A 24,360-nucleotide genomic window follows, 5' to 3' on the forward strand; every position below is an offset into this window, starting at 1 on the left:
CGCCGTACTCCTTCCGTTGGCCCGGTCTCACTACTCTCCAGTCGCCCGGTCCGGCACAGGAGAGGTACGTCATGAGCACCCCGGTCCACCGCACCCCGTCTCGGCAGTCGGTCGTGCCCCCAGCCAGGCAGAACCGGGAACAGGGCCGGACCGGGCATCCGTCCCTCAGCTCGCCGGACCACCCGCTCCTGGCGATCCAGGCCAGTCTCGGCAACCGGGCCGCGGTCGCGGCGGTGCAGCGCGCCGGCGAAGCCGCCAGGAGCACGGAAGCGGAGAACGCCGACCCCCTCCCCGCTCCGAAGAGTTACCGCGACCGGATCGCCGCAGTGCTCGACAAGGTCAAGAAGAACCTCGAACTCATCGACACCTTCGTCAAGGGCGTCCATGTCCCCGCCAACGCGGGATTCGCCCAGCAGGCGTCTGCGACCGCGAGCGAGGGTCTCAAGCACTCCACCGGCGCGTCGGGCTCCGCCGCCGCATCGGAGAACCTCGTCACGGAGACCGCCGGCGCCCTCCTCAGCGGAATGGAGGCGGTCAAAGCCAGGAAGCACAAGGACGGGGCCGCCTTCCACACGGCGGACAAGAAGGCGAACACCAAGAAGGCCGACGCCGTCATCGGTGCCGCCGGATCGGGGAACTACGCCCTCGGCATCGCCAAGGAACTGACGAAGGCGCAGATGGCCGCGCACGCCGCGACGGCATCCGAGGTCAGCGGTATCGGCTCCAGCGTGGTCGGAGCGGTGAAGGGCGCCCGCGCGGCCACGCGTGTCGGGCTGACCGCTCGCAAGTACCACGCCCTGAAGGGGCTCGAAAAGCACGACCGCACCGACGAGGGGGCCATGGCCCGGCTGGACATGGCCCGGCAGGAAGCCGAACAGGCCGCGGACGACGCGTACATCGCCCTGGACGGCCACTGGGACCACGAGGGCGAGGACCGGATGGCTCGCGTCTCCCAGGCCATCGATACCGCCTGGGCCGCGACGGCCGCCGCCCGTGACGCGGCCGCCGACATCCGGCGCGCCGAGGACGCGAACACCATGAACACCGTGCACACGTACGCGCTGGGCAAGCAGCGCAAAAAGATGGGCAAGCAGGCGTTCACCGCCGTGGGCGAGTCCGCCAAGGCCGCCGGCGGGATCGTGACGGCGGTCGCCGCCACAGCGGGCGGAGCCGAACTGGCGAGCAACCCGGTCGGCTGGGGTCTGGCCGCCGGGGCGGCCGGTCTCATCCTCGGCGTCACCGCGTACAAGGCTGGCCGCGCGGGCATGAAGCGCTACGACGGGGCCCGCCACCCCGAGCGCTGGGCGGAGGGGGCTGAAACCCCGGCCGCGCCCGCCTCCCGGCCCGAGGCGCTGAAAGAAGCCTTGAAGTTCTGGAAGAAGGTCGAGAACGGCGAGCGTCAGGCCATGGCGCGCAAGATCTACGGGCTCGCGGCGGGAGCGGCGATCGAAGGGAGCGGCCCGACGTCGTCCGCCATGCGGGACTCGGCCAGGGCCCTCCTCATCGCCCTCAAAGCGGGTCCCGCCAACCACGGCCTGACCCCGGACGAGTGGGCGGAGTCCCTCAACGACCCGGCCAAGAGCGCTGCGTGGGTCAAGGAGATCGCCGAGCAGTTGTCCTCGGCCTGACGTGCGGGCGTGACCGCGTCACCTTCGGGGGTCCGCCGCGGGGACGAGGCAAGCGGGGTGGCCCCGGCGGTCGAGCACCTGCTCGCCACCAGGGGCCCCGCGTCGCACACGTCACGGGACCGGCCCATCACGCCGCCGCGCAGAACCGGGCCCGGCACACCGCGGATCTGCTCGGAGCCACCGGCCTGGAACCAGGCACGGGTGGTGCGGGGGCGGCTGAACCCCGGATCCGGCAGCGGGGCTGTTCGTGCCGGATCCGGGGTGGCGGTGGCGCCCTGCGGGCGGTTGCTTGACGGCGCCTGCGGTCATCCCGCGGGTGAGGGAGCGCTGGAAGATGAGGAAGAAGACGATCATCGGGACGACGCCGAGGAGAGCGGCGGCGCTCATCGCGGTGGGGTGGTGGGGCGGTCAGGCGCTGCGGCGGAGGACGCGGGCTTCCCAGGGCTGCAGGGTGTGCGAGGCCGTGAGAGGTGAGGTGAGGTGAGGTGAGGGAACGTTGGCGATGAAGGTCTCGCTGTCTTCCCAGCCGTCGGGCACAGCTCCCACAGGGCCCCCGTCCGAACACCCTTGCGGATGGCACACACGCCACCCTCGTTCCCCGGCGCGGCAGCGGCGTGCACGGGCGGACACCGGCCACTACCGCGTCTACGACACCTCCGCGCAGACTGCACCGCACCAGTCATGCCACTGACTGGCGGCGAGGCTCGGGGGAGGATGCGTCTGATGGGGGCCGGTGGGCCCGGGGGACGATCAAGGGGACTGCAACCATGCGCCTTTCGCGCACTCGTCTGACCTCGGCCGCCGTGTGCGTCGGCGCGGGTCTGTTACTCGGTCTGGCGGGGCCTGTCGCCGGAAGGTTCGACAACTGCGCCTGTGAGGCCCTGAGCGTGCTCTTCTCCGGAGGCTGGCCGTGGGTCGGCTACGCGTTCCTGGTCGGCTACTGCCGTCGGTCCGGAAAGGAGTCGGCGCTGCTGGCCGCCCTCGGGCTGGTCGTCGGCGTGGTCACGTACTACCTGTTCAAGCAGATGTATCCCGCGGTTCCGGCCGGGGCCGAGCCCGGTCCCTCCGCCGCTGTCGGGATCTCCCCGCAGATCCTCCTGTGGGGAACGGCGGCGTTGGTCTTCGGCGCCCCGGTGGGATTCGTGGGCAACCTGGCCCGGACCCCCGGCATCGGCGGTCTCTTCTTCCGGCTCCTCGTGCCGCTGACGGCCTGCATCGAGACGACCCAACGCCTCCGCGGGGAAGCGGACGCGCAGCATCCGGTGCTCGGTTTCACCTGGGCGGCGAGCCGCGCCGCCGCCTGTGTGGCCGGGGCGTGGATCGTGGGGCACACCGCGTGGCGGTGGTGGCGCGGCCGGGGCGGGGTGCGGGCGCCGGTCGACCGGGTGTGACGCCCCTCATTTCGGTCGGGCACCGCTCGCGGGTCGGGGTGAGAGGCGGGTGGCGACCGTCGTGGCGGTGTGGACGAGTGGCGTGGCCATGATCCGGGCGACGCTGGTGCGGCCCGAGATGTAGGCGTCGAGGCGGCGCCAGGCCGGAGGGAGGCGGGTCAGGGCGGTGTGAACGAGCCGGGGGTTGCGGGTGAAGAGGTCCATCAGGGTGCTGCTGGCCCGCATCTCGGCGCCGAGGGTCTCGGTGACCTGCCGTCCGTAATCGCCGGTGACGGCGTCCACCTCGTCCCCGGGAATGTCCACGAGGCGGGCGGCTGCCCTGCCCGCGAGGTCACCCGAGCGCAGCGCGTAGGAGATGCCCTCGCGGGACCAGTGGTCGACGAGAGCGGCGGCGTCCCCCGCGACGAGCACCCGGCCGCGCGCCAGCGGGGAGTCCGGGTGGCGGCACCGGGTCAGGTGGCCGGTGTCGTGGAGCGGACGGGAGCCGTCGAGGCCCTGGCGGCTGAGGAAGTCCTCCTTGTACGCGCGGAGGGCCGCGGGATTGCCGCGCGCCGCGACCACGCCGGCGGTGCAGACGTCCCCTTTCGGGAACACCCATCCGAAGGAGCCCGGGAGGGGACCCCACTCCATGAGGGCGCACCCCTGCCACCGGGCGGCGGCCCGGTCCCCGACCGGTACTTCGGCCTCGAGTGCCAGATCGACCTGCGCGCAGCGCACGCCGACGTACCGGGCGACCCTGCCGGCACTGCCGTCCGCACCGACGACGGCACGCGCGCGCAGGGTGTCGCCGCGCCCGGTCCGTACGGTCACCGTGTCGCCTTCCTGTTCCAGGGTGGTCACGACGGTGCAGTCGTTCACCTGTGCTCCCGCCGCCGCCGCGGCATCGGTCAATGCCGCGTCGAGCTCGCTGCGGTAGACCATGGCGCAGGTCGGGGTCAGGCAGCTGAGGGTGCGTGCGGCGCGTCCGCCGAGGGTGAAGGCGAACCGGTCGGCGGTGTCCCGGATGTTCAGGGGCAGATCCGGTGGCAGGGCGGCGAGCGAGGCTCCGATGAGGCCACCGCCGCAGGTCTTGTAGCGAGGGATCGAGGCACGTTCCAGGAGGAGCGTCGAGCGGCCGCTGCGGGCGGCGACGCGGGCGGCCGTCGCGCCGGCCGGTCCGGCGCCGACGACGATCACGTCCCAGACGACGGGTGTGTGGGCGGAAGTGTGAGGAGCAGCCATGGGAGCCACCTAGCGGTTTTCCTGAGCGGGTGCGGTGAGGCCGGCGTCGAGCGGTGAGGGCTGAGCGGGCATGTCCACCGCCGAGGGCGACGCCGTCCCCGGCGGGTCCGCTTCGGGGTGGAGGCGGCCCATGAGGTATCCGGTCAGGGCTGAGGCCGTCGGATGGGTCCACATGACGGTGGTGGGGATGTCCAGTCCCGACGCGAGCTGGAGGCGGTTGCGCAGGGCGATGGCCATGAGCGAGTCCAGGCCGAGGGAGACCAGGGACGTCTCGGCGTCGAAGCGGCTGGTGTCCAGGCGCAGAACCGTGGCGATGTGCTCGATGACGTGGGACTCCAGCAACTGGCGGCGCTGTTGGGCGCTCCCGGCCTGCCGCAATCGCTCCGGCAGTGAGTCGGGCGGGCCGGCGGAGCCGCCGCCTCCGGCTGGAGCGGCCAGGCCGGCGAAGAACGCGGCACGTCCCGTCCCTGGGTAGGACTCCAGCCAGCGGCCCATGTCGACGGGTGTGTACGCCGTGCGGTCGCGGTCGTGGGCGAGGATGCGTTCGAGCGCTTCGATGCCCTCGGCCGGGGAGATCATGGCGTAGCCCCGCTCCTCCATGGCGACGCCGCGTCCGACCTCCGCCCAGGGGCCCCAGTTGACGCTGGTGGCCGGCAGGCCCTGTGCCCGGCGCCAGGAGGTGAACTCGTCCAGCCAGGCGTTGGCGGCCGCGTAGGCGCCCTGCCCGGGGTTGCCGAGCAGGGAGGCGGCCGAGGAGAAGGTGACCCACCAGTCCAGGTGGTGTCCCCGCGTGGCGGCGTGGAGGCGCCGGGCACCGGTCGCCTTCGGGCGCCAGACCCGTTCCAGGAGCGCCGGGGAGATGTTGTCCGCGGTCGCGTCCTCGACGACGGCTGCCGCGTGGACGACGCCACGCAGCGGGTGACCGGTGTCCACGGCGGTCCGGACGGCGGTGTCGGCGGCTCCCGGCTCGGCCAGGTCCCCGTTCACGACTTCGACGCGGGTGCCGAACTCCGCCGTGAGGGCGGCCAGAGCGGCCTGGGCGGCCGGCGTGGGGGCCCTGCGCGAGGTGAGCACCACGGCCGGGGCACCTCGCTGGGCCAGCCACCGGGTCACCAGCAGACCGAGCCCGCCCAGCCCGCCCGTGACCAGGTAACTCGCGTCGGGCCGCACGACGGAGACGTCCTCGGGCCGCACCGGAAGGATGCCGGTGCCCTCGGCCGGCCAGGTGAGGACGAGTTTGCCCGTGTGCTGGGCGCGGGCCATGGTGTGGAAGGCCGACGACGCCTCCGTCACGGGCCGTTCGGTGACGGGCAGCAGCGGCAGTCTGCCGTGCGCGAGCATGTCGGCCAGCTCGCTGAAGCCCTCGGCGAGCAGCTCGGGGTGGCGGCGCATCATCATCAGGATGTCCACGCCGGCGAAGGTGACGTTGTGCCGGAACGGGAGGAGCCGGAGGCGGGCGTCGGCGTAGATGTCCCGCTTCCCGAGCTCGATGAAGCGGCCGCGGTGAGCCAGCGCACCGAGCCCGGCGGACTGCGCGGGCCCGGTGAGCGAGTTGAGTACGACATCGACGCCCCGGCCACCGGTCAGCACGCGTGCCTGGCCGGCGAAGTCCGTCGTACGGGAATCCATCACGTGCTGCACTCCGAGCCCGCGCAGGTACGCACGTTTGGCCACGCTGCCCGCGGTGGCGATCACCTCCGCGCCGCACGCGCGGGCGAGGTTCAGCGCCGCCAGGCCCGTGCCGCCGCTCGCCGAGTGGATGAGGACCGTCTCGCCGGACCGGAGCCGCGCGAGATGCCGCAGGGCGTACCAGGCGGTGAGATAGGCGCACGGCAGGGCGGCGGCGTCCGGCCCGCTCACTTTGCCGGGCACCGGCAGCAGGCAGTCGGCGCGGACCAGCGCGAAGGAGGACATGACGGCCGCCCGTGACCCGTCCACGAACATGGCGGCCACCCGGTCCCCCTCCCGTACACCTCTCACCCCCTCCCCCACGGCGGTGACGACGCCCGCGCCGTCGAACGCGCACACCTCCTCCGGCTCCTCGACGCTGAAGCGCTGGTAGACGCCCATGGCCTGGAGGACGTTGATGAAGTTGACGCTGGTGGCGTCGACCCGGACCTCCACCTCACCGCGTCCGGGTGAGCGGCGGGGCTGTGCGACCGATTCGAAGGAGTCCAGGTCACCGGGGCGGGCGAGGCGCAGCGCCACCCGGTCCCGTGCGCGGTCGACCGTGGTGCGCCGGCGCTCCCGCTCGTCCAGGGGAACGTTGCGCAGGCGTGCCAGGTGCCGGACGCCCTCGCGGTAGGCGACCTCGTCGTGCTCTTCGGGGCAGGACAGGAGCTCCGCCGCCACGTCCGCCACCGGCGTGCCCGGGCCCAGGTCGAGGACGCTCGGGCGCAGTTCGTGATGCTCGTAGCCCAGCACCCGTACGAGTCCGCGCAGGCCCGCCTGTCCCAGGTCCGGGCGGTCTCCGGGGGCCACGTGCTGGGCGCCGTGGGTGAGGGCCCAGAGGCGTGCGGGCGCCCCGCGGTCCGCCGATCGCGCCGTGTCACGGGCGATCTCCACGAGCCGCGCGACCTGCTCCAGCGCCAGGGCGTCCGGGTCGCGCCCGTCGGCCGCCCCGCTCGGCGCGGGCAGGTACACCACGGCGCGCGGAGCCGGATCGTCGGCCGCGGGAGGCAGCGACGGGCCGGAGCCACCGCCCCGGGCGCAGGTCCGGACGGCCACCGTGGCGCCCTGCCGTCGGAGCGCGTCGCCCAGGGCCGCCGCGTAGGCCGCGCGTGCGGGTTCCGCCAGGAGTTCCCAGTGTCCGGGCTCCGATCGGGGCGCCGGGCGCTCTGAGTGCTCCCAGGCCGTGCGCAGGAGCCGCTGCGCGAAGCGCTCCTGCGGGCTCTCAGCGGGGACATGACGGAACTCCACCCCTGTGGCGTCGGCGGCGACGGAGCCGTCGTCGGCCCACAGCCGGAGATCCGCGGTGTAGCGGTCGTCCTCCATCCGGCGGAGGGTCACCAGGCAGTACCCGCTGAGCGGCAGCGTCCCGTACAGCCGCAGTGCCCCGACGCGCTGGGGCAGGATGCCTCCGCCGGGCACGGTCCCGGTGCGCAGGACGAGGCCGGCGACGGCCTGGAGGCAGGTGTCCAGCGCGACGGGATGGCAGTGCAGCGCCTGGGCGCCGGCCCGGCCTTCGTCGGGGACCCGGAGACGGGCCAGCAGACGCGCGCCCTCACGGTCCGCCGGTGCGCCGTCCGTATGCAGGGCCTGGAGGCCGCGGAAGGGCGGGCCGTGGTGCACGCCGCGCTCCTCGCGCATCTGGCGGTAGATCTCCCCGGCGTCCACCGGATGGGGGAACTCGGCGCGCAGGCGCTGGAGGTCTTCTGCCTGCGGGGCCGGTTCGTTCTCGGGAGAGAGGCGCAGGCGGGCTCGGGCGTGTTCGACCGGCGCACCGTCGGCCGCGGTGCTGACGACGCGCCAGCGTGCGGTGTCCGGGCCGGTGGCTTCGGCGGTCGCGGTGAGCGTCGCGGCGTCGGAGACCAGCAGGAGGCGCCGCAGTTCGATGTCGGTGACGGTGAGCCTGCCGGTGCCGGCACCGTGGACGTCACCGGCTGCCGCCGCCGCCATCTCGCACAACGCGGCTCCGGGGACGACGGCGACGCCGTCGACGCGGTGGGCATCGAGCCAGGGAAGTGTCGTGTGCGTGATGCGGGTCTGCCACAGGTGACGCCCCTCGGCGTCCGGGTCGGTGGTGTGCGGACCGGTGAGCGGGTGCCAGGAAGCACCGCTGCGGGGTGCCGACGACTGCCGCAGGGGGGACGCGTCGACGACGTACCGGGTGCGTTCCCAGGTCGTCGGCGGTACGTCGGCCAGGGTGCCGTTCCGGTGGCGCTCGGCCCAGTCCAGCGGGTGGCCGGCGCAGTGCAGGGCGGCGACGCCGGTGTGGAACGCGAGCACGTCGTCGGTGTCGCGCGACAGGGACGCTACGACGGCCGTGCCGGTGCGGCCGTCCGCCGCGAGCGTGGCCTGGAGCGGCTGTGCCAGCACGGGATGGGGGCCGATCTCGATGAACAGCCGGTGCCCGTCCTCCGCGGCGGCCCGCACCGCGTCGGCGAAGCGCACCACCCGGCGGAGGTTGTCCGACCAGTAGGCGGCGTCGAAAGCGACGGGGGCGCGGGGATCTTCGGTGACGGTGCTGTAGAACGTCGCTTCCGGAGCCGTACCGGCCACACCGGCGAGTGCCTGCGCGAGGTCGGGCAGGACGGGGTCCATGTGGGCGGTGTGGGACGCCACGTCCACCTCGACGACGCGGATACCCACCCCCCGGGCGTCCCACTCCTCGGCGAGCCGGCGGATGCGGTCCGCGTCCCCGCCGACGACGGTGTTCCCCGGCGCGGCGACGACCGCGACGGTGACCCCCCGCACGTCCTCCTGCGACAACCGCCGCTCGACCTCCTCGCGGTCCAGGGCGACCGAGGCCATCAGCCCCTGCCCGGCGGCCCTCAGGATGAGGCGTGAGCGCCGGCAGATGACCCGTACGCCGTCCCGGACGCTCAGGGCCCCGCAGGCCACCGCGGCGGCGACCTCGCCCATCGAATGACCGATCACGGCCGCCGGCCGGACCCCGTGGGAGCGCCACATCGCCGCGAGGCCCAGCTGGATGGCGAAGATCACCGGCTGCACCCGGTCGATTCCCGTCACCACCTCGGGGCTCAGCAGGGTCCGCCGCAGGGAGAATCCGGACTCCTCGGCCACCAGAGGTTCGAGCGCGTCGATGACCCGGGTGAACTCGGGATCACGGTCCAGGAGTCCCTGGCACATGCCGGCCCACTGGGAGCCGTGTCCGGAGAAGACCCACACCACGTCCTGCCCGCCGAGGTCCGGCAGCGCCGTGCCGGTCGCGACTCCCGCGGGTGCGGGGGCGCCGTCGGCGAGTTCCTGGAGGCGGGCCGCCAGCTGCGTCCGGTCGGCGGCGACGACCGCGCCCCGTTCCCGGGCGGGCGAGCGGCGCACGGCCAGCGTGTGCACCACGTCCGCGAGGGGGACCCGGGCGCCGTCGCCTTTCAGCCACCGCGCCAGCCGGCCGGCCGCCGACCGGAGGGCGGTGGGTGTTCCGGCGGACAGCGGGACCACGAGCGGCGGGGCGCTGCCCCCGGCGGCGGCGCCCCGCGTCGGGCGGGCGCGCGGCAGGGCGGGGGGCTGCTCCAGCACGACGTGCACATTGGTGCCGCTGATGCCGAAGGAGGACACCGCCGCGAGCCGGGCTCCGCTCCCGACGGGCCAGGGGGTGGTGTCGGTGGGCACGAACAGGCGGGTGCCGTCGGCATCGATCTGCGGGTTCCAGCGGTCGAAGTGCAGGCTGGCGGGCACCTGGCCGTGGCGCAGGGACGCGATGGCCTTCAGCAGCCCGGCCACGCCGGACACCGGTTCGGTGTGGCCGATGTTCGTCTTGACCGAGCCCAGCGCACAGCGGTCCCGGCCCTTGCCGTAGACCTCGGCCACGGCCGCGAACTCGATCGGGTCGCCCACCGCGGTGCCGGGCCCGTGCGCCTCCACCATTCCGATGTCTCCGGGCTCCACGCCCGCGCGCTGCAGCGCCAGGCGGTAGAGATCGATCTGCGCGGTCTTCGACGGCGCGCTCAGCCGGGTGCCCCGTCCGTTCTGGTTGACCGCCGTGCCGCGCACCACCGCCAGCACCCGGTCCCCGGCCCGCGTCGCGTCGGCCAGCCGTTTGAGCACGAGGACGCCGCAGCCCTCCCCCCGGACGTACCCGTCGGCGGCGGCGTCGAAGGCGTGGCAGCGTCCGGTCGGCGAGAAGACGCCCCACAGCGCCGGTGCGATGACGCCTTCCGGCCCCAGGGTGAGCATCGAGGCCCCGGCCAGCGCCAGCTCCGACTCGCCCGTGCGCAGGCTCTGGCAGGCGGCGTGCACGGCGTAGAGGCCGGACGCGCACGCGCTCTCCAGGACGACCTGGGGCCCCCTGAGGTTCAGCATGAACCCGATGCGGCCGGGGCCGATGCTGTCGAAGCCGGTGTACATCGCGTAGGCGTCGACCTCTTCCAGGGGCCGCTGCACCCGCACCATGTAGTCCTTCTGGTAGATCCCGAAGAACATTCCGGTCGGGGTGCCGGAGAGCCGGCGGGCGGGGATTCCCGCGTGCTCGACGGCCTCCCAGGCGACCTCGGAGAGCAGCCGGTGCTCCGGATCGACCCAGGGTGCCTCCTGCGCGTTGATGCCGAAGAACTCCGGCTCGTAGGCGTAGACGTCGTCGTCGAGGAAGCAGCCGTAGCGCAGCCGGTCGGCGACCTGCGAGGGCAGCCCGGCCAGTTCCGACTGGTGCCACCGTTCCTCCGGTACCTGGCGATGGGTGTCCCGGCGCTCCAGCAGCAGCTGCCACAGGGACGTCAGCGATCTGACCTCACCGGGAAACCGGCAGGCCGCCCCCACGACCGCGATCGGGCCGTCCCGGTCTGCTTCCGGTGCGCTGTCGAGGAGTTGTGCGTCCATGAGCGGGTTCCGTCCTTCAGTCGTGGGGGGAGCCGGTGGCCGCCGGCCCGGGCACGCCCTAGCCGTGGACCTGCCACCACCAGGCGATGGAGGGCAGGCCGCGGGGGTCGGGCCCGCACGGAAGCGGCGTGTCCGTCCAGTGGGAGCGGGCCGGGGGCACGGCGCGCGGGATGCCGTCGGCGGCGTAGCGCGCTGTGCGCGCGGCCCACTCGATGTTGCCGCGGATGCCGTGCGCGAGGTCGTCGACATAGCGTCCGAGCGGCTCGCCCGCACGCGCCCGCACGCTCGCGTGGAGTTCGAGGAAGCGGCACAGGATGGTGTCGCGCAGACCGACGGCCCGGTGGAGTGCCTGTTCCGGCGTGCCGCCCTCGTGAGCCATCAGAACGGTGAGCAGGTTCTGGTCGGTCTGACGGCGCGTGGATTCGCGGGCGAAGGAGTGGCGGTCGTTGTCCAGGGCGTCGACGCAGATGGCCATCTCGGTGAGGGCCCGGACCGCCGGCGCGTCCATGTCGCGGGCGGGGACCTCCTCGCCGTTGACGATCTCCAGCATGGCGTAGGTGGGTTCGCCTCCCGCGGAGTGCAGCCGCATGGTGAGGTACTCGTCGAGGGTGGGCATGACCCCGGTGGCACGGTTGCACACCTGCCACTGGACGCCGGTGAGCCATGCCTGGTGGGCGTGGTGGAAGCGCCGGTTCTGTACGGGGGTGGCGCAGGCGCGGAACCGTTCGCCGAGGTCGTGGACGGCGGCGGCGAAGCCGTCATCGGTGCGCAGCGGCCCGGGGGTCTCCAGGGCCCGCTGGGTGTGTGCGGCCGTGCGGGCGAAGCCGGCCGGTTCCGCGGCCAGGGGGCCTTCGTCGCAGCGGGCGTCGTCGAAGGCGAACCCCCAGTAGACCCAGCAGGCGGCGAGCCACAGGCGTTCGGGGTCGGCGTGCGGCGCGAATCGCGCGTAGAAGTCGGCGCTCCTGGTCCCCAGTACGCGGGCGTACTCGTCAGGGCTCCGGGTGAACCCCATGGCGCCGATCCAGTCGGCGGCGCGGCGTTCGGCCTCGTCGGCCCGCGGGTGGACGGCCGGCTCGATGGGGCAGAAGAACGGCAGGGCCAGGGCGTCGGTGGTTGCGGTGTCGCTGCTCAGGGGGTGCCTCTCTCAGGGACTTCGGGCGAGGTGCGCGGGCGGCCTCATGCCCTGCGGATGACCGCCCGGGCGGCGATGCGGCGGAGCGCCAGCGCCGCACCGGGGGCGAACGGGGCCTGTTCGAGGGCGGTGACGGCTGCCTCGTAGCGGGCGTTGATCATCTGCTCGACGGTTTCGCGGGCGCCCGTGGCCTCCAGGACGCGGCGCACCGCCGCCGCCCCTTCCTCGTCGAGCCCGGGATTTCCGACGTACATGCGCAGAAGCCGCGCCTGCGGCCGCGTGGCTCTGCGGACGGCCAGCGCCATGAGCACCGTGGCCTTGCCCGACCGCAGGTCTTCGGCGACCGGCTTTCCGGTGACGCCGGAGTCGCCGAAGGTGCCCAGCAGGTCGTCGCGGAGCTGGAAGGCTTCACCCAGCGGGAGCGCGTACGCCGAGCAGGCTTCGAGTGTCCTCGCGCCCGCGTCGGCGAGCACCGCTCCCAGATGGAGCGGGCGTTCGACGGTGTACCGGGCCGTCTTGAGGCGGATCACCCTGAGGGCGAGGCCGGCGTCGCCGCCGGGCGGCCCCGCGGTCCGCAGATCCAGGTACTGGCCGAGTACGACTTCGTTGCGCATGGTGTCGACAAGTGGCAGGACCGCTCGGTACTGCGCCTCGGTGAACCCGGCGGAGTGCAGCATCTCGTCGCACCGTACGAGCGCGAGATCGCCCAGGAGCACCGCGAGGTTTCTGCCGAACGCGTCCGCGTCCGCGCGGTCACGGTGCCGGGCGGCGAAGGCCCGGTGGGCGCTGGGCGCTCCCCGACGGCTGTCGCTCTCGTCCATGACGTCGTCGTGGATGAGCGCGAAGGCGTGGAACAGTTCCAGTGACGCGGCGAGCCGAAGCGCCGCCTCCTCGCCGGCTCCGCTGCTTGTGCCGCCCGCCGCGTACCAGCCGATGAGACAGAGCAGGGGCCGGATGCGCTTGCCCGGGGCCAGAGCGTACTGGACGAGCGTACGGTCGAGATCGTGTTGCTGGCCCGGGTGCCGGCTCTGGGCGGGGACACGGGACGAAGGGCCGCGGAGGAAGCCGGCGAGCGCGGTGTCGATGCGCTCGCGCAGGTCGGCGAGATCGAGGTCGTCGGCCCCGAGGGCCTGTGGGTGCATGAGACGGGGCTCCTTGGTGTGGGGGGTAGGAGCGGGGGGGGGAACGCAGAGTTCACCGGGCTCTGGCGCAGTGCTGCCAGAACATGGCGGCCGCCATGGAGAGGCCGAGTTCGGGTACGCCGAGGCCGCGTATGGTCCGGGACGGCGGTTGGGTGCCGTTGAGGGTCATGCGCATACTGAGGTCGCGGTTGGACAGGTCCTTGGTGACGCCGCGCAACTGCTGGGGGGCCGCCGCGCCCGCTGTGATCAGCTCCAGTGCCGTACGCACCGCCTGTTGCGGTGACAGGGCCTCCTTGACCAGGTCGGTGACGATGCCGATCAGCTCTTCGGAGAAGACGTCGATGAGAGAGAGCTCCGGGCACAGATGGCGGATGGAGCCCTCGATGTTGGCGAATGACTTGCCGAGGATGGCGACCATCGGGCTGGTGCGGATGCCTCGGCGGGTGGAGTGCTGCAGGACGGCGGTCAGGGTGACGCCGAAGTCGAGTTCTTCGAGGGACGCCGTGGCGATCTGCGGTACCAGCGCGGACATGTCGCCGGCGAATGCGGCCGCCCGGGTCCAGGAGGTGGTGCTGCCCATGTCGATCCACGCGCGTGCGGTTCCCGCGCCGTCGTTCATGGCCAGGTTCAGGAGCAGGAGCAGGATGCTGGTGCTCATGGGCCGGTCGATGCGGCCCACCATGCCCCAGTCGATGAGCGTGGCCGGCCGGCCGGGCTCTACGAACACGTTCCCGGGGTGCGGATCGCCGTGGAAGACGCGGTCGACGAAGTAGCCCCGGTACATGAAGGCGAGGAGGTCGTGACCGATGGCCGTGCGCTCCTCCACGGTGAACGCGTCCCGGTCCGCGTCACGGATGGAGACGCCGGGGGCGAGGCTCTGGACGAGCACGCGGCCGGTGGCCTGGATGACTTCGGGTACGGCGATGTGATCGAAGCCGAGTGCCGCCTCGGCGGCCTCGGACATGTTGCGTGCCTCCTTCACGAAGTCGAGTTCGGGACGCATGGCGTCGAAGACGACGCCGAGCATGGCTTCGATGTCGATCACGTCGTTGAACCGCGTCGCCCGCTTCGCCCCGAACCGGGCCAGGGAGCGGATGAGCTTCATGTCCGCCTGCACCGACTCCCGTACGCCGGGGCGTTGGATCTTGACGGCGACCTGGCGTCCGTCCGGCAGTTCGGCCCGGTACACCTGGGCCAGGGAAGCCGTGCCCAGTGGACGTGCGGTGTCGATGTCCGTGAACCGCTTGTGCCACAGCGGGCCGAGTTCCTCCTTGAGTACGGGCTCGAAGTCGGTGAACGGCGCGGGGGACACGTTGTCGTGCAGCTTCTCGAACTCGGCGATCATCTCGGGCGGTACGAAGTCCGGGCGGGTCGCCAGCATCTGACCGGCCTTGATGTAGAACGGCCCGAGGCTCTCCAGCGCCTCGCGGGTGCGACGGGCCCGGCGCAGCCTCGCGCTCTCGCCCTGGGGTGGGCGGCGGCCACGCGGCAGCAGGGTGTGTGCTGCCTCCGCCCCGGCGAGTTGCGCCAGGACCCGTGCGAGCAGTCGCGCGCGGTGCTCACCCATGGACACCACCTCTGTCTAGCCTGCTGTCTTCCCCGCCCGTGCCGGTGGCCGGGCCGTCGCCGGGCCGTCGCCCATCGACGCGCTCAGCGCGCAAGGTCGCTGATCCGGTCGAGGCGGGCGGCCAGCGTCGCCAGGTCGGCCCGGACGGCGTCGAGGTCCTCGGCGTCCCGGGGCGGGGGGACCGTGCCCGTGGCGCGGACGTCCCGGGTGCTGTTCCGGTGCCTCTCCAACTGGTCGGCCAGGTGGGAGATCTGCTCGGTGAGGGCCCGCAGGTCGTCATCGTCACGCTCCGGCGGGCCGTCATGGCGACGGCGCGGACCCCGGCGGCACCGGTCGTCTCCGTCGTGGTCATGGTCGTGGTCGTGATCGTGATCATGGTGATCGTCGTGGTCCCGGTCGTGACGGCGCCTGTCGTCGTCCAGGGCGTCGCTCAGGGAATGCCGGACGCCGCGCTCGAAATCTCCGGCGCGGTCGAGGGCGTCATCGACCAGGTCCTCCGTCGCGTGCACCATGCGGCGCAGGGCGTGGCTGAAGGACGTACGGGAATGGCGACGGGACACAGCAGACCTCCGAGGTCAGGGGCGAGAACACTGTCCGGCGGTCCGACCGCCGGGCGCGGGTCTTGGGGCTCTGGTTCAGCGACGCGGCTCGTCCTCCTCGACGGGGCGGAGGTAGAGGGCTTTGCCGTAGCCGGTGTCCAGCCAGATGCGGTGTCCGCCAACGGTTCCGGACAGGGCGGGATGTGTGTAGCGACGGGAGCGCCCGGTGCCCGGGTCGACCGTCACCGATGCCCATTCGAGGCACCAGGCGGCCCTGTCGCCCGCCGATTCCACGCGCAGGTAGACGGGGAAGTGGTCCAGGTCCTGCGTGCTCAGCGGCGGGGTGCGGGGGTCGTTGTACTCCGGGTACTTGACGTTGCTGTCCTCGCCGAGACGGAAGTTCGCATCCGCCCCGCGCGAGAAGTCGACACCGTGCGTGTCGAGGCTGAACTCGCGGCCTGCCAGGCCGAGATAGATCCACGAGCCGGTCGATGCGTGATCGACGTCCGCTGTCACGATATGCGCGACGATCTGGGAGATCGCGGTCATGGGAAGAAGGTCCTCTCAGGTGGGGGCACCGTCCGGGGTACGGGGGCGCCTGCCGGCGCGAGGAGCACCCCGTATCCCCGGATCGGGGTGATGCCGCGGGTGGGCCGGCGGAGCCGGGAAGGCCCGGGGCTGCGGGGCTGAGGCGTTGCCCCGCGGCTGCTTCCGGCACAGTCAGGTTGCCCCAGGTGAGTGACGCTATGCATTTGCATGAACACGAAGAGTTGCGAACCGGTCGGCGGAAGCTTGCCTTCGCGCCCCGTGCGGTGCGCTGTGCACCCGCAGGCGACATGCGCGCCCCTCATGGTCCGTCGCGCCCGGGCGTACGCCCCGAGCACCTCTGACGGCCTGCGAGGACCGGAGCGAGCAGGTGACACCGGGCCGCCCTGCCAGGAAGGGCAGCGGCGGGGAACGTTCCGGCGGGGGGCTTCGTTCTCTGAGCCCGTCCACGTTCCCGACCTGGGGAGTATCGTGCCGAAAACCCCGCACGTCGCCTCCGACGTTCGACCCGCGCTCCCGGCTCTGAGCGCACAGGCCGACCGACTCATCGAGCTGGGGGTCCACGAGCAGGCAGGACTGCCCGCCGCCGAGATACGCGCCTTCGCCGCCGCCGCCACCGCTGCCGGCGACGATGGCGCCCTGCTCGTCGTGCACCCCGACAGGGCCCCCGCCTCCGTCCTGGCGCCACTGCTCCGCCGTGGCGACAAGGAGGGCTTCGTCGTCACGGACATGCCGGACGTCGATCTCTTCGCCCCGCTCGACACGGACGCGCCGCCCGACGCGCCGCTCTACCTCGTCACCGGACCCGACCGCGGTGACCGGATGGCCAACTGGAGCCCGAAGGAGGCTTTGCCCGCTCTCACCGCGGAGACTCGGACTCCGTTGCTGCTCGCCGAGGGCATCCACTGGGTCTTGCAGCAGCCCGCCGTCCTGGAGCGCAATCACTGCTTCATGACCATCGGTTCCCGGCTGCGCAGAGCCGGCGGCGCCCTGGACGCCCGCACGCCGGCACTGTGGATCAGCAACGGCACCGGGCGCGACGGCCGGGAGCGCCGCGACGCCCCCAAAATCGGTTGGTGCTGGGAGGGGAACCGCCACACCTGGCTGGGCTTCGCCTCCGCGACGGGCCGCCGGGTCCCCCACCCGTAGGGGGGCGCTGGAACGCCCGAACCGCCCTCCCCCGCTTTTCCCGGACGACGCGTTCCCCGTCCGGCCCCAGAGGCGTGCGGGCGCGCCACCATGTGATGTCGGCGTTCGAGAAGCGGCTGAAGCCGCGCACCCTTGAGCCCTCGGAGCCGGCGTCGAGTCGATCGAGGGCATCCGGCTGCACCCCCTGCGCGGGGAGGCGGCTCCCATGCGCTTCGCGCACGCGTCGGACACCCGGCGAACGATCCGACCCGGCATGCACGGTGCCCTGGCCGCCCCGGGCATCCGCAAGGGCCCGGCCGCAACGAGGACGGGTCCGTTACCATCCGCGTCGCCCCGGAACGCCCGCAAGCGGCTGGTTCAGTGCGGGAAGGCCCTCGGCGGACGCTGACGGGGCAGTGTGGTGCGGAACTCCTCGATCACTGAACTCACCTGCCGCATCAGCACAGTCCGCTCCAGCAGACTGAGGTAGAGATTGCGGCGGGCGAGTCCGGGCAGGTCCACACAGAAGTACATCGCCATCAGCGGGTTGATGAACAACTCACTGTCCTTGGTCCGTTCCGTGAACCGGACGTTGCCGAAGTCACCGCGCACCGCGGCGGCCACGGATCCGTTCACGATGCTCGGGTGGCTCGCGGTGTGGCGCTGGGCGTGCGCCACCGCGTCGAGATACAGCGCCCCCTCCCGCCCCGACCCGAGCAGCGAGAACGCGCCGAGGTAGGAGCCGTCCCGGTCCAGTGCGGCCAAGTTCTCCAGCACGAGCGAGTGGTTCACCCCGTGATAAGCGTCCACCCCGAAGCCGAGGCAGGCCACCAGCCGGTGCGCGACCTCGTCGAGTCCGCTCACGGCGCCGAGGCTCGCCATGTCCTCCTCCGGGGTGCCGAGACCGTGCTCGTCGCCGCGCATCAGGATGTCGGTACCGCCGTCCACCAGCACGATCGCGTCAACGCCGCCGAGATGCTCGATCAGCGTCCGGTAGGCCGTCCGCAGCGGCCCGACCCCGGTGCCCGGGAAGGCGTACACGGTCGGCGGCAGATCCTGCGTCACGAGCCACCGCGCGAGCGTGCGCTCAGGGAAGTAATCGCCGCGGCAGGCGGTGTCGGGCCCGATGGCCGCGACGTCCTGGCCCACCCACACATCGGCGTCCAGGCCGTACAGATCGGCGAAGGACAGGTTGGCGAGGTGCACCTCCTTGCCCGCTGTCCGCAGCGCGAATGCGAGCGGCAGCCCGGCGTACACGTCGAAGCCGCCGCCCGCGCCGGCGACGAGCACCCGTCGCGCGTCGTGCAGGCGAGTGAAGAAGGCGGGTTCCCCCAGAGAAATCACCGCATGACGTTAGCAGGAGGGCGAGTCGGCACCGGGGCGGCGCCGGCAGGGGTGACCCGCGCTCGCGGTCGGCGAGCCCGGTGCGCTCCGGCGCTGTTGCGGCAAGGCCGCCGGTGCCGTCACCGTACGCCCGAAGACCACGTCGCACTGCGCCGCGGGCGACCTCACGGGGGACGGCCTGCGCCGGCCATGGCACGAGCGGCTGACGGAGCGACGCGGGGGCGTACTGACGGTCACCGGATCCCGTCCGGCCGGCCGTCAGCCGGTGTGGGAGACCAGGGCGTCGATGAGCCGCGGCCAGAGCTCCCGGGGGCGGTCGTGGCCCATGTCGGGGATCAGCAGGAGTTCCGCGCCGGGCACGAGCTCCGCGGTGCGCCTTCCGCCGCTGGGAGCGATCAGCGTGTCGTCCAGACCGTGGATCACCAGCGTCGGCACGCGCAGCCGACGGAGGGCGTCGGCACGTGAACCGCTGAGGATCATCGCCCCGAGTTGCCGTCCGATCCCTGCGGGGTAGTACGAGCGGTCATGGCTCGCGGCGGCCAGCTCCCGCAGCGCCGCGGGGTCTGCGTAACGCTTGGAGGCCCACACCAGCTCCCTCTCCGCAGCCTTCACGTACCCCTCGCGGTCCGCGGGCTTCGGGGCGAAGAGTGCCGCTTGCGCCTCCGGGGCGGCCTGGCCGTATTCGGCCTCGCCGGTCGAGGACATCATCGACGTGAGGGTCAGCACCCGGTCCGGCGAGGCGAGGGCCATCGTCTGGGCGATCATCCCGCCCATCGAGGCGCCGACCACATGGGCCCGTTCGATGCCCAGCGCGGTGAGCAGGCCGAGTCCGTCGCCGGCCATGTCCTCAAGGCGGTAGGGCACCATCGCGAGGGCGGCGGACACGTCACCCGAGCTGACGGCGGCGATGAATGCGCCCAGATCGACGGGGTGCGCGTCGAACTTGGTGGACAGGCCGCAGTCGCGGTTGTCGTACCGGATCACGTAACGGCCGCGGCTTGCCAGCTCCCGGCAGAAGTCCTCGTGCCAGGCGAGCATCTGCGCACCGAAACCCATCACCAGCAGGACGGGCGGGTCCCCCGGGTCGCCGAAGGTCTCGTACGCAAGGGACACCTCGGGGGACACCGCAGCATGGGGCATGGCTGCATCGTGCCATGCGGGCCGGGCGCGAAACCACCGCGTTTGTCCGCCTGACCTGCGCGCCACCGGTCCGGGTGCGGCCGGTCACGGGCTCGGCGCGCGGCGTCATCCGCTGCCCCGGCGGGTCCGGGGCGGGCGGAAGCAGGCGATCACCATCTTGCCGTCATTGCAGGGATGGGCCTCCCAGTCGTCGGCCAGGGCGTCGACGAGGAACATGCCGCGTCCGCCCGGCCTCTCGGAGCTCGGCGGTCGCGGTGTCGGCAGCGTCGACGAGGAGTCGTGGACGGCGACGTGCAGGCAGCGCTCGTCCCAGGTCATCACCAGCTGCGCGCCGCTGCCCGCGTGGACGTGGGCGTTGGTGACCAGCTCCGAGACCGTCAGCAACACGTCATCGACCACGTCCGCGGCATCGTCCGCCCACGGCAGCGTCTCCAGGTGGTCGCGTGCCCACTCCCGCGCCGCCTTGACTTCGCTGTGCAGGGGCAACGACCGCGCCCAGCCCACCGCGCGCAGTGACTCCCCCATGGCGTTCCTTCCCTCGGTTCCGCGCCTACGTCTCGCGCCTACCCCGGACGCGGGCGCTGACGCGGCACGCAGGGGTGTCGCCCGGCCGGTGGTGAGGAAGCCGGGAGGACCTGGTGCGGGATCGGTGCGGGTCAGACCGGCAGCAGGCCCGGGAACCGGCCGTGGCCCACGTCCGGCGCGGTGACCGCCAGCCAGCCGTGGCCGCGTACGACCGTGTCGAAGACGCCCACCAGGTCCAGGTCGACCGACAGGTCCCCGCACGCCTCGCGGACACCGCCCGTGACGTCGTCCGGGGCCTCGCAGTCCTCCTCGTCGTCCTCTTCCTCCTCGTCCTCCTCGTCCAGGTCGTCCTCGCCGGTGTACAGGTCGACCAGCCGGCCGTCCTTGGCGACGAACCAGAAGTCCGCGCCGCCGGCGTCGTCCACGAAGAACAGCTGGGCCTGGCCGCATGCGACGCTGACCCGCTCGACCGTCTCGGTCATGCCCCTCCAGGCGTCGCGGCCGAAGAACTGCGGGAACTGGCCGAACACCAGGCGCCAGCCGTCGAGTTCGGGTGTCACGAAGGTCCGGCTGACGAACCGGGAGGGGTCCTCCTCGCTCGGAGCGGGTATCGCCGCGCACATGGCGGCCGCCACCCCCGTCTGGACCGGCACCGGGCGCGGGTCGTGCAGGCCGAGCGCTTCGAAGACGCCCTCGTAGGCCGTCCCGGGCACGGCCAGCCACCAGGCGCTGAGCTGGGTGTCCGGCGTGGCGCGGACATTGCCCGGGAGCTTCACCCGCACCAGGCGCTCCACCAGCGTGCGGTCGTGCGCGTCGAGCGCGTCGAGTCCGCCGCCCTCGATCAGGAGTCCGAGGGCGCCGCGCCGGACCGACCGGGAAGCCGTCGGGTCCCGGCGCAGTTCCCGCAGGCGCGGCGCGAAGGCGTCCTGCATGGCGCGTGCGTAGTCGCCGGCCGGGCCGTAGAAGTCGCCGCCTCTGCCGACCCGCTCCACCAGTGCGCGCAATCCGGCCTCGGAGTCCACGCGCAGCCTGAGCAGCCCCGCGAAGCCGCCGTCCGACAGCCACTGGTCGGGGTCGAGCGCCAGCGCCGCGAACCGTCCGGCGCAACGCTCGTCGAAGAAGCGGAGCAGCCGTCCCCTGAGCGGCGCGCCCAGGGAGCCGGCCTTCGACGCCGCGAGTACGGCGTCGAAGGCGGGCGGACCGATGCGGTTCAGCACCTCTCCGAAGGGCTGGAGAGGCCGGGACTGGCGGAGCGTGCCCACTCGTGCCAGCAGACCGGGCAGCGCGCGCTCGCCGTGTGCGGCCAACCGCTCGGCCGCCGCGGCCACTCGGTCCGCGTCCGCGCTGTCCAGGTCGTCGATGAGGGCCGCTGTCCCGGCTTCGGTCTCCATGAAGTGATCCTAACGACGGGGCCCGCGGCCCGGCGCACCCGTCATTCGCCCGGTGTGAGGCAGAGGGTGAGGATCTGGAACGGACGCAGGGTCAGGTGGATGTCGCGGCCTTCGACGGTGGGCGCGGGCTCGTCGGTCAGTTCCCGTTCGAGCAGATCCGTGATGTGCGCCGAGGCCAGCGGGAAGCCGCTCCTGAGCGTGGCCCGGGCGCGGCCGCCCGCCGATTCGTAGAGGCGGACGACGACCCGCCCGGTGCGGTCGTCGGCGAGCTTGACCGTCTCGATGACGACATCGGCCGCGGTCTCGCCGGCCAGCCGGACCAGGGGTTCGACGGGGGCTCCGCCGGGTACGGCGCGCTCGGGCAGGTTGAAGTGGTAGCCCTCGCGGACCGCGTCCCGCAGTTCGGCACCGATGACCAGTCCGTAGCGCAGGTGGTGTCGGCCGCGGTCGCAGTCGGGGTCCGGGAAGAGCGGGGCGCGCAGGAGCGAGAGCCGTACGGTCGTGGTGGTTCCGCCGTCGGGACGCACGTCCCTCGTGACGTCGTGGCCGTAGCTGGAGTCGTTGACGAGGGCGGCCCCCCAGCCCGGTTCCTCGACGTGCAGATAGCGGTGGGCGCAGATCTCGAAGCGGGCGCTGTCCCATGAGGTGTTGGTGTGGGTGGGGCGCCGGACGTGACCGAAGGGGATCTCCGCGCTGGACTCCGCGGCCCGCAGGTCGAGCGGGAAGGCCGCCTTGAGGATCTTCTCGCACTCCTGCCAGTCGACGTCGGTCTCCACGTCCAGGCGGCGGCTGCCCTCCGTCAGGCGGAGTACTTGGGTGATGCGGGAGGCGTTGAAGCCGCGTACCACCCGGATGCCTCCGGGGACGGCGACGACCTCGTCCGCCTCGGTCAGGTCTCGGACGGTGTTGCGGTAGAAGGTGTCGACGTCCCAGGCGTCCCACTGGTTCGGGAAGTCCTGGTGCAGCTGGAGGAGGTTTCCGACCGTGCCGGGAGCGAGCGCTTCGCGGCCCGCGGTCAGGTCGTACGCGGAGGTGATCAGGCCGCGGGTGTCCACCGTGACGCGTACGAGGCCGTTGTCCAGGACGAGTTCACCGTCCCGGGCGGGGCTGGGTTCGACCGGGCGCGCGGCCCGCTCGCGGGGGACCGCGCCGAGCGCGGGGACTCCGTCGCGGGTGTGGGGTGCGGCGTTGAACACGGTTTCGCCCGCCGTCTCCTCCGCGCCGGATGCCGCGAGGGCGCGTTGCGCCGCGTCGATGACCTCGCCGAGCTCCCGGGCGGTTTCGGCGTAGACCATCTCGGCTTCCCGGTGCACCCAGGCGATCGAGGTGCCGGGCAGGATGTCGTGGAACTGGTGGAGCAGTACCGTCTTCCACACCCGGTCGAGCAGTTCGTACGGGTAGGGCAGGCCGGTCCGCAGTGCGGCCGTCGCCGACCACAACTCGGCTTCCCTGAGCAGGTGTTCGCTGCGGCGGTTGCCCTGCTTGGTGGCGAGCTGGCTGGTGAGTGTGCCGCGGTGGAGTTCCAGGTAGAGCTCGCCGGACCACACGGGGGCGTCGGGGTATTCCGCCTGTGCCTTGGTGAAGAACTCCGCCGGGCCCTCCATCTCGACCCGGGCCGAGCCCTCCAGATCCGCCAGCCTGCGGGCGCGGGCCAGCATCTCGCGGGTGGGGCCGCCGCCCCCGTCCCCGTAACCGAAGGGGACGAGCGAGCGGTTGGCGGCACCCTTGTCCCGGAAGTTGCGCTCGGTGTGTGCGATGTCCGCGCCCGACAGGTCTCCGTTGTAGGAGTCGACGGGCGGGAAGTGGCTGAAGACGCGGGTTCCGTCGATGCCCTCCCACCAGAAGGTGTGGTGCGGGAAGGAGTTGGTCGCGTTCCAGGAGATCTTCTGGGTGAGGAACCACTTGATGCCGGCCAGCTTCATGAGCTGGGGCAGGGCCGCGTTGTACCCGAAGGTGTCGGGCAGCCACATGTCCTCGGTCTCGACCCCGAACTCCTCCAGGTAGAAGCGCTTGCCGTGGACGAACTGGCGTACCAGGGACTCGCCCCCGGAGAGATTGGTGTCGGGTTCGATCCAGAGGCTGCCCGTGGGGATGAACTGCCCGGTGCGCACCTTCTCCACGACGCGGGCGAACACCTCGGGCCGCTGCTCCTTGAGCCAGGCGAGCTGCTGTGCCTGGGACATGACGAAGCGGAATCCGGGGTGGTCGTCCATGAGTGCGGTGACGTTGGACACGGTCCTGGCCGCCTTGCGGACGGTCTCGCGTACGGGCCAGAGCCAGGCGGTGTCGATGTGCGCGTGGCCCACGGCGGAGACGCGGTGCGCCCCCGCGTGCGCGGGTGAGGCGAGTGCCGGGGCGAGTACCTCACGTGCGCGTGCGGCGGTTCCGCCGATGTCCTGGAGATCGATCGCGTCCAGTGCGCGGTCCGCGGTGTGCGTCAACTGCCAGCGACGGGTGGAGTCCTCGGGCAGCTGGTGCATCAGCCCGGACAGGACGTCCAGGTCCTGTACGAGTTCCCAGACGGTGGGGTCGAAGACGGCGAGGTCCATCCGGTTGAGGCGGTAGAGCGGATGGCCGGGTGCGGCTTCGCCGCTCAGCCACGGGGGAAGTCCGCCGGACCTGGTGGGGACGAAGGGGTCGCCGCCGCTCGCGGAGTCGAAGATGACCGGGTTGGCCGCCGCCTCGATGTAGTAGACGAACTCCTCTCCGCCATGGGCGCGTTCGGCGATCGGCAGCCATGTGTTGCGGGGGTTGAGCGCCTTGACCGGGCTTCCGTCGGGGCGGTACACGAGGCCCTCGGCGGAGAAGCCGGGCTGGGTGGCGCCGAAGCCGAGGTCGAGGACCGCTTCGACCCGCTGCCCGGCCCATCCGGCGGGGACCGTGCCGCTGATCCGGAACCAGGTGGTGGACCAGGCCGGCCCCCACGGGGCGCCCGTGCGCACGGGCTCGTAATGTGCGCCGATTCCTTCGGACACGGGCACGGGCTCGCCCGTGACCGGACGGACGGCGATGTCGAGAGGAAGGCTCTCGCGGTACACGGCCGGCCTCAGGCGCAGATCGAGGACGCGGGCGAGGCGGCGTTCGGTGACGGTTCGGTCGTGGTGCATGGGGTGCTCCGGGGGATGGCGGGGCGAGAGGGCGGACCGGTGCCGTGGAGGCGGCCGTGGG

Annotated in this window: 15 protein-coding genes and 1 pseudogene; 3 read left to right on the plus strand and 13 right to left on the minus strand. The window is 72.6% G+C overall.

Annotation, left to right across the window (positions count from 1 at the left end; all coding sequences use genetic code 11):
* Positions 1–71 precede the first annotated feature (71 nt).
* Entirely contained in the window at positions 72–1,628 is a 1,557-nt protein-coding gene (locus tag FKN01_RS04265) for a hypothetical protein (RefSeq protein ID WP_143616505.1), read from the plus strand.
* A gap of 288 nt (positions 1,629–1,916) precedes the next feature.
* Here the strand turns inward: FKN01_RS04265 and FKN01_RS32995 are convergent.
* Positions 1,917–2,021 (minus strand): annotated as a pseudogene (locus FKN01_RS32995) (carbohydrate ABC transporter permease); the annotation flags it as partial.
* Between the two features lie 494 nt (positions 2,022–2,515).
* On the opposite strand from FKN01_RS32995, the gene FKN01_RS04275 reads away from it, so the two are divergent.
* Positions 2,516–3,019 (plus strand): hypothetical protein, encoded by a 504-nt coding sequence (locus FKN01_RS04275; protein ID WP_260696762.1) that lies wholly within the window; start codon positions 2,516–2,518, stop codon positions 3,017–3,019.
* Between the two features lie 6 nt (positions 3,020–3,025).
* Here the strand turns inward: FKN01_RS04275 and FKN01_RS04280 are convergent, their stop codons facing one another.
* The 7 genes from FKN01_RS04280 to FKN01_RS04310 all read right to left on the minus strand — a co-directional run bounded on the left by FKN01_RS04280 (position 3,026) and on the right by FKN01_RS04310 (position 15,667).
* Positions 3,026–4,240 carry a geranylgeranyl reductase family protein gene (locus FKN01_RS04280; protein ID WP_143616509.1) on the minus strand — a complete coding sequence of 405 codons (1,215 nt, stop codon included), beginning with the start codon at positions 4,238–4,240 and terminating at the stop codon, positions 3,026–3,028.
* Between the two features lie 9 nt (positions 4,241–4,249).
* The gene (locus FKN01_RS04285) at positions 4,250–10,738 is read right to left on the minus strand and encodes a type I polyketide synthase (protein ID WP_143616511.1); all 6,489 of its coding nucleotides are present in this window, start codon (positions 10,736–10,738) and stop codon (positions 4,250–4,252) included.
* Positions 10,739–10,796: 58 nt separating this feature from the next.
* Positions 10,797–11,750, minus strand: a complete 954-nt coding sequence (locus tag FKN01_RS04290) for a terpene synthase family protein (RefSeq protein WP_221939350.1) — start codon at positions 11,748–11,750, stop codon at positions 10,797–10,799.
* A gap of 164 nt (positions 11,751–11,914) precedes the next feature.
* Positions 11,915–13,012 carry a polyprenyl synthetase family protein gene (locus FKN01_RS04295; protein WP_143616516.1) on the minus strand — a complete coding sequence of 366 codons (1,098 nt, stop codon included), beginning with the start codon at positions 13,010–13,012 and terminating at the stop codon, positions 11,915–11,917.
* Between the two features lie 52 nt (positions 13,013–13,064).
* Complete coding sequence (locus FKN01_RS04300) at positions 13,065–14,579, minus strand: AarF/ABC1/UbiB kinase family protein (RefSeq protein WP_260696763.1); 1,515 nt, start codon at positions 14,577–14,579, stop codon at positions 13,065–13,067.
* 83 nt (positions 14,580–14,662) lie between these two features.
* On the minus strand, positions 14,663–15,139 hold the full coding sequence (locus FKN01_RS32435; protein WP_185992739.1) for a hypothetical protein: 477 nt from the start codon (positions 15,137–15,139) through the stop codon (positions 14,663–14,665).
* 75 nt (positions 15,140–15,214) lie between these two features.
* Positions 15,215–15,667, minus strand: a complete 453-nt coding sequence (locus FKN01_RS04310) for a hypothetical protein (RefSeq protein ID WP_143616518.1) — start codon at positions 15,665–15,667, stop codon at positions 15,215–15,217.
* Between the two features lie 468 nt (positions 15,668–16,135).
* Between FKN01_RS04310 and FKN01_RS04315 the strand changes: the two genes are divergently transcribed.
* On the plus strand, positions 16,136–16,813 hold the full coding sequence (locus tag FKN01_RS04315; protein WP_143616520.1) for a DUF5701 family protein: 678 nt from the start codon (positions 16,136–16,138) through the stop codon (positions 16,811–16,813).
* Positions 16,814–17,170: 357 nt separating this feature from the next.
* Here the strand turns inward: FKN01_RS04315 and FKN01_RS04320 are convergent, their stop codons facing one another.
* From FKN01_RS04320 to FKN01_RS04340, 5 genes are all read right to left on the minus strand, one after another.
* Positions 17,171–18,136: a DUF1152 domain-containing protein gene (locus FKN01_RS04320; protein WP_143616522.1), complete on the minus strand. Its 966-nt coding sequence runs from the start codon at positions 18,134–18,136 to the stop codon at positions 17,171–17,173.
* Between the two features lie 258 nt (positions 18,137–18,394).
* Positions 18,395–19,276: an alpha/beta fold hydrolase gene (locus FKN01_RS04325; protein WP_143616524.1), complete on the minus strand. Its 882-nt coding sequence runs from the start codon at positions 19,274–19,276 to the stop codon at positions 18,395–18,397.
* A 105-nt stretch (positions 19,277–19,381) separates the two neighbouring features.
* Positions 19,382–19,801 carry an ATP-binding protein gene (locus FKN01_RS04330; RefSeq protein WP_143616526.1) on the minus strand — a complete coding sequence of 140 codons (420 nt, stop codon included), beginning with the start codon at positions 19,799–19,801 and terminating at the stop codon, positions 19,382–19,384.
* A 131-nt stretch (positions 19,802–19,932) separates the two neighbouring features.
* Positions 19,933–21,192 (minus strand): hypothetical protein, encoded by a 1,260-nt coding sequence (locus FKN01_RS04335; protein WP_143616528.1) that lies wholly within the window; start codon positions 21,190–21,192, stop codon positions 19,933–19,935.
* A gap of 41 nt (positions 21,193–21,233) precedes the next feature.
* The gene (locus tag FKN01_RS04340; protein ID WP_143616530.1) at positions 21,234–24,299 is read right to left on the minus strand and encodes a glycoside hydrolase family 38 C-terminal domain-containing protein; all 3,066 of its coding nucleotides are present in this window, start codon (positions 24,297–24,299) and stop codon (positions 21,234–21,236) included.
* Between the last annotated feature and the right edge of the window lie 61 nt (positions 24,300–24,360).

Origin of the sequence: Streptomyces sp. 130, assembly GCF_007096885.1 — a bacterium.
GTDB lineage: Bacteria > Actinomycetota > Actinomycetes > Streptomycetales > Streptomycetaceae > Streptomyces.

Coding starts and splice junctions, on each gene's coding strand:
- FKN01_RS04300 (WP_260696763.1), bottom strand. CDS start 14,579: ATGGGTGAGCACCGCGCGCGACTGCTCGCACGGGTCCTGGCGCAACTC.
- FKN01_RS04340 (WP_143616530.1), bottom strand. CDS start 24,299: ATGCACCACGACCGAACCGTCACCGAACGCCGCCTCGCCCGCGTCCTC.
- FKN01_RS04280 (WP_143616509.1), bottom strand. CDS start 4,240: ATGGCTGCTCCTCACACTTCCGCCCACACACCCGTCGTCTGGGACGTG.
- FKN01_RS04265 (WP_143616505.1), top strand. CDS start 72: ATGAGCACCCCGGTCCACCGCACCCCGTCTCGGCAGTCGGTCGTGCCC.
- FKN01_RS04285 (WP_143616511.1), bottom strand. CDS start 10,738: ATGGACGCACAACTCCTCGACAGCGCACCGGAAGCAGACCGGGACGGC.
- FKN01_RS04310 (WP_143616518.1), bottom strand. CDS start 15,667: ATGACCGCGATCTCCCAGATCGTCGCGCATATCGTGACAGCGGACGTC.
- FKN01_RS04295 (WP_143616516.1), bottom strand. CDS start 13,012: ATGCACCCACAGGCCCTCGGGGCCGACGACCTCGATCTCGCCGACCTG.
- FKN01_RS04330 (WP_143616526.1), bottom strand. CDS start 19,801: ATGGGGGAGTCACTGCGCGCGGTGGGCTGGGCGCGGTCGTTGCCCCTG.
- FKN01_RS04335 (WP_143616528.1), bottom strand. CDS start 21,192: ATGGAGACCGAAGCCGGGACAGCGGCCCTCATCGACGACCTGGACAGC.
- FKN01_RS04290 (WP_221939350.1), bottom strand. CDS start 11,750: ATGGGGTTCACCCGGAGCCCTGACGAGTACGCCCGCGTACTGGGGACC.
- FKN01_RS04325 (WP_143616524.1), bottom strand. CDS start 19,276: ATGCCCCATGCTGCGGTGTCCCCCGAGGTGTCCCTTGCGTACGAGACC.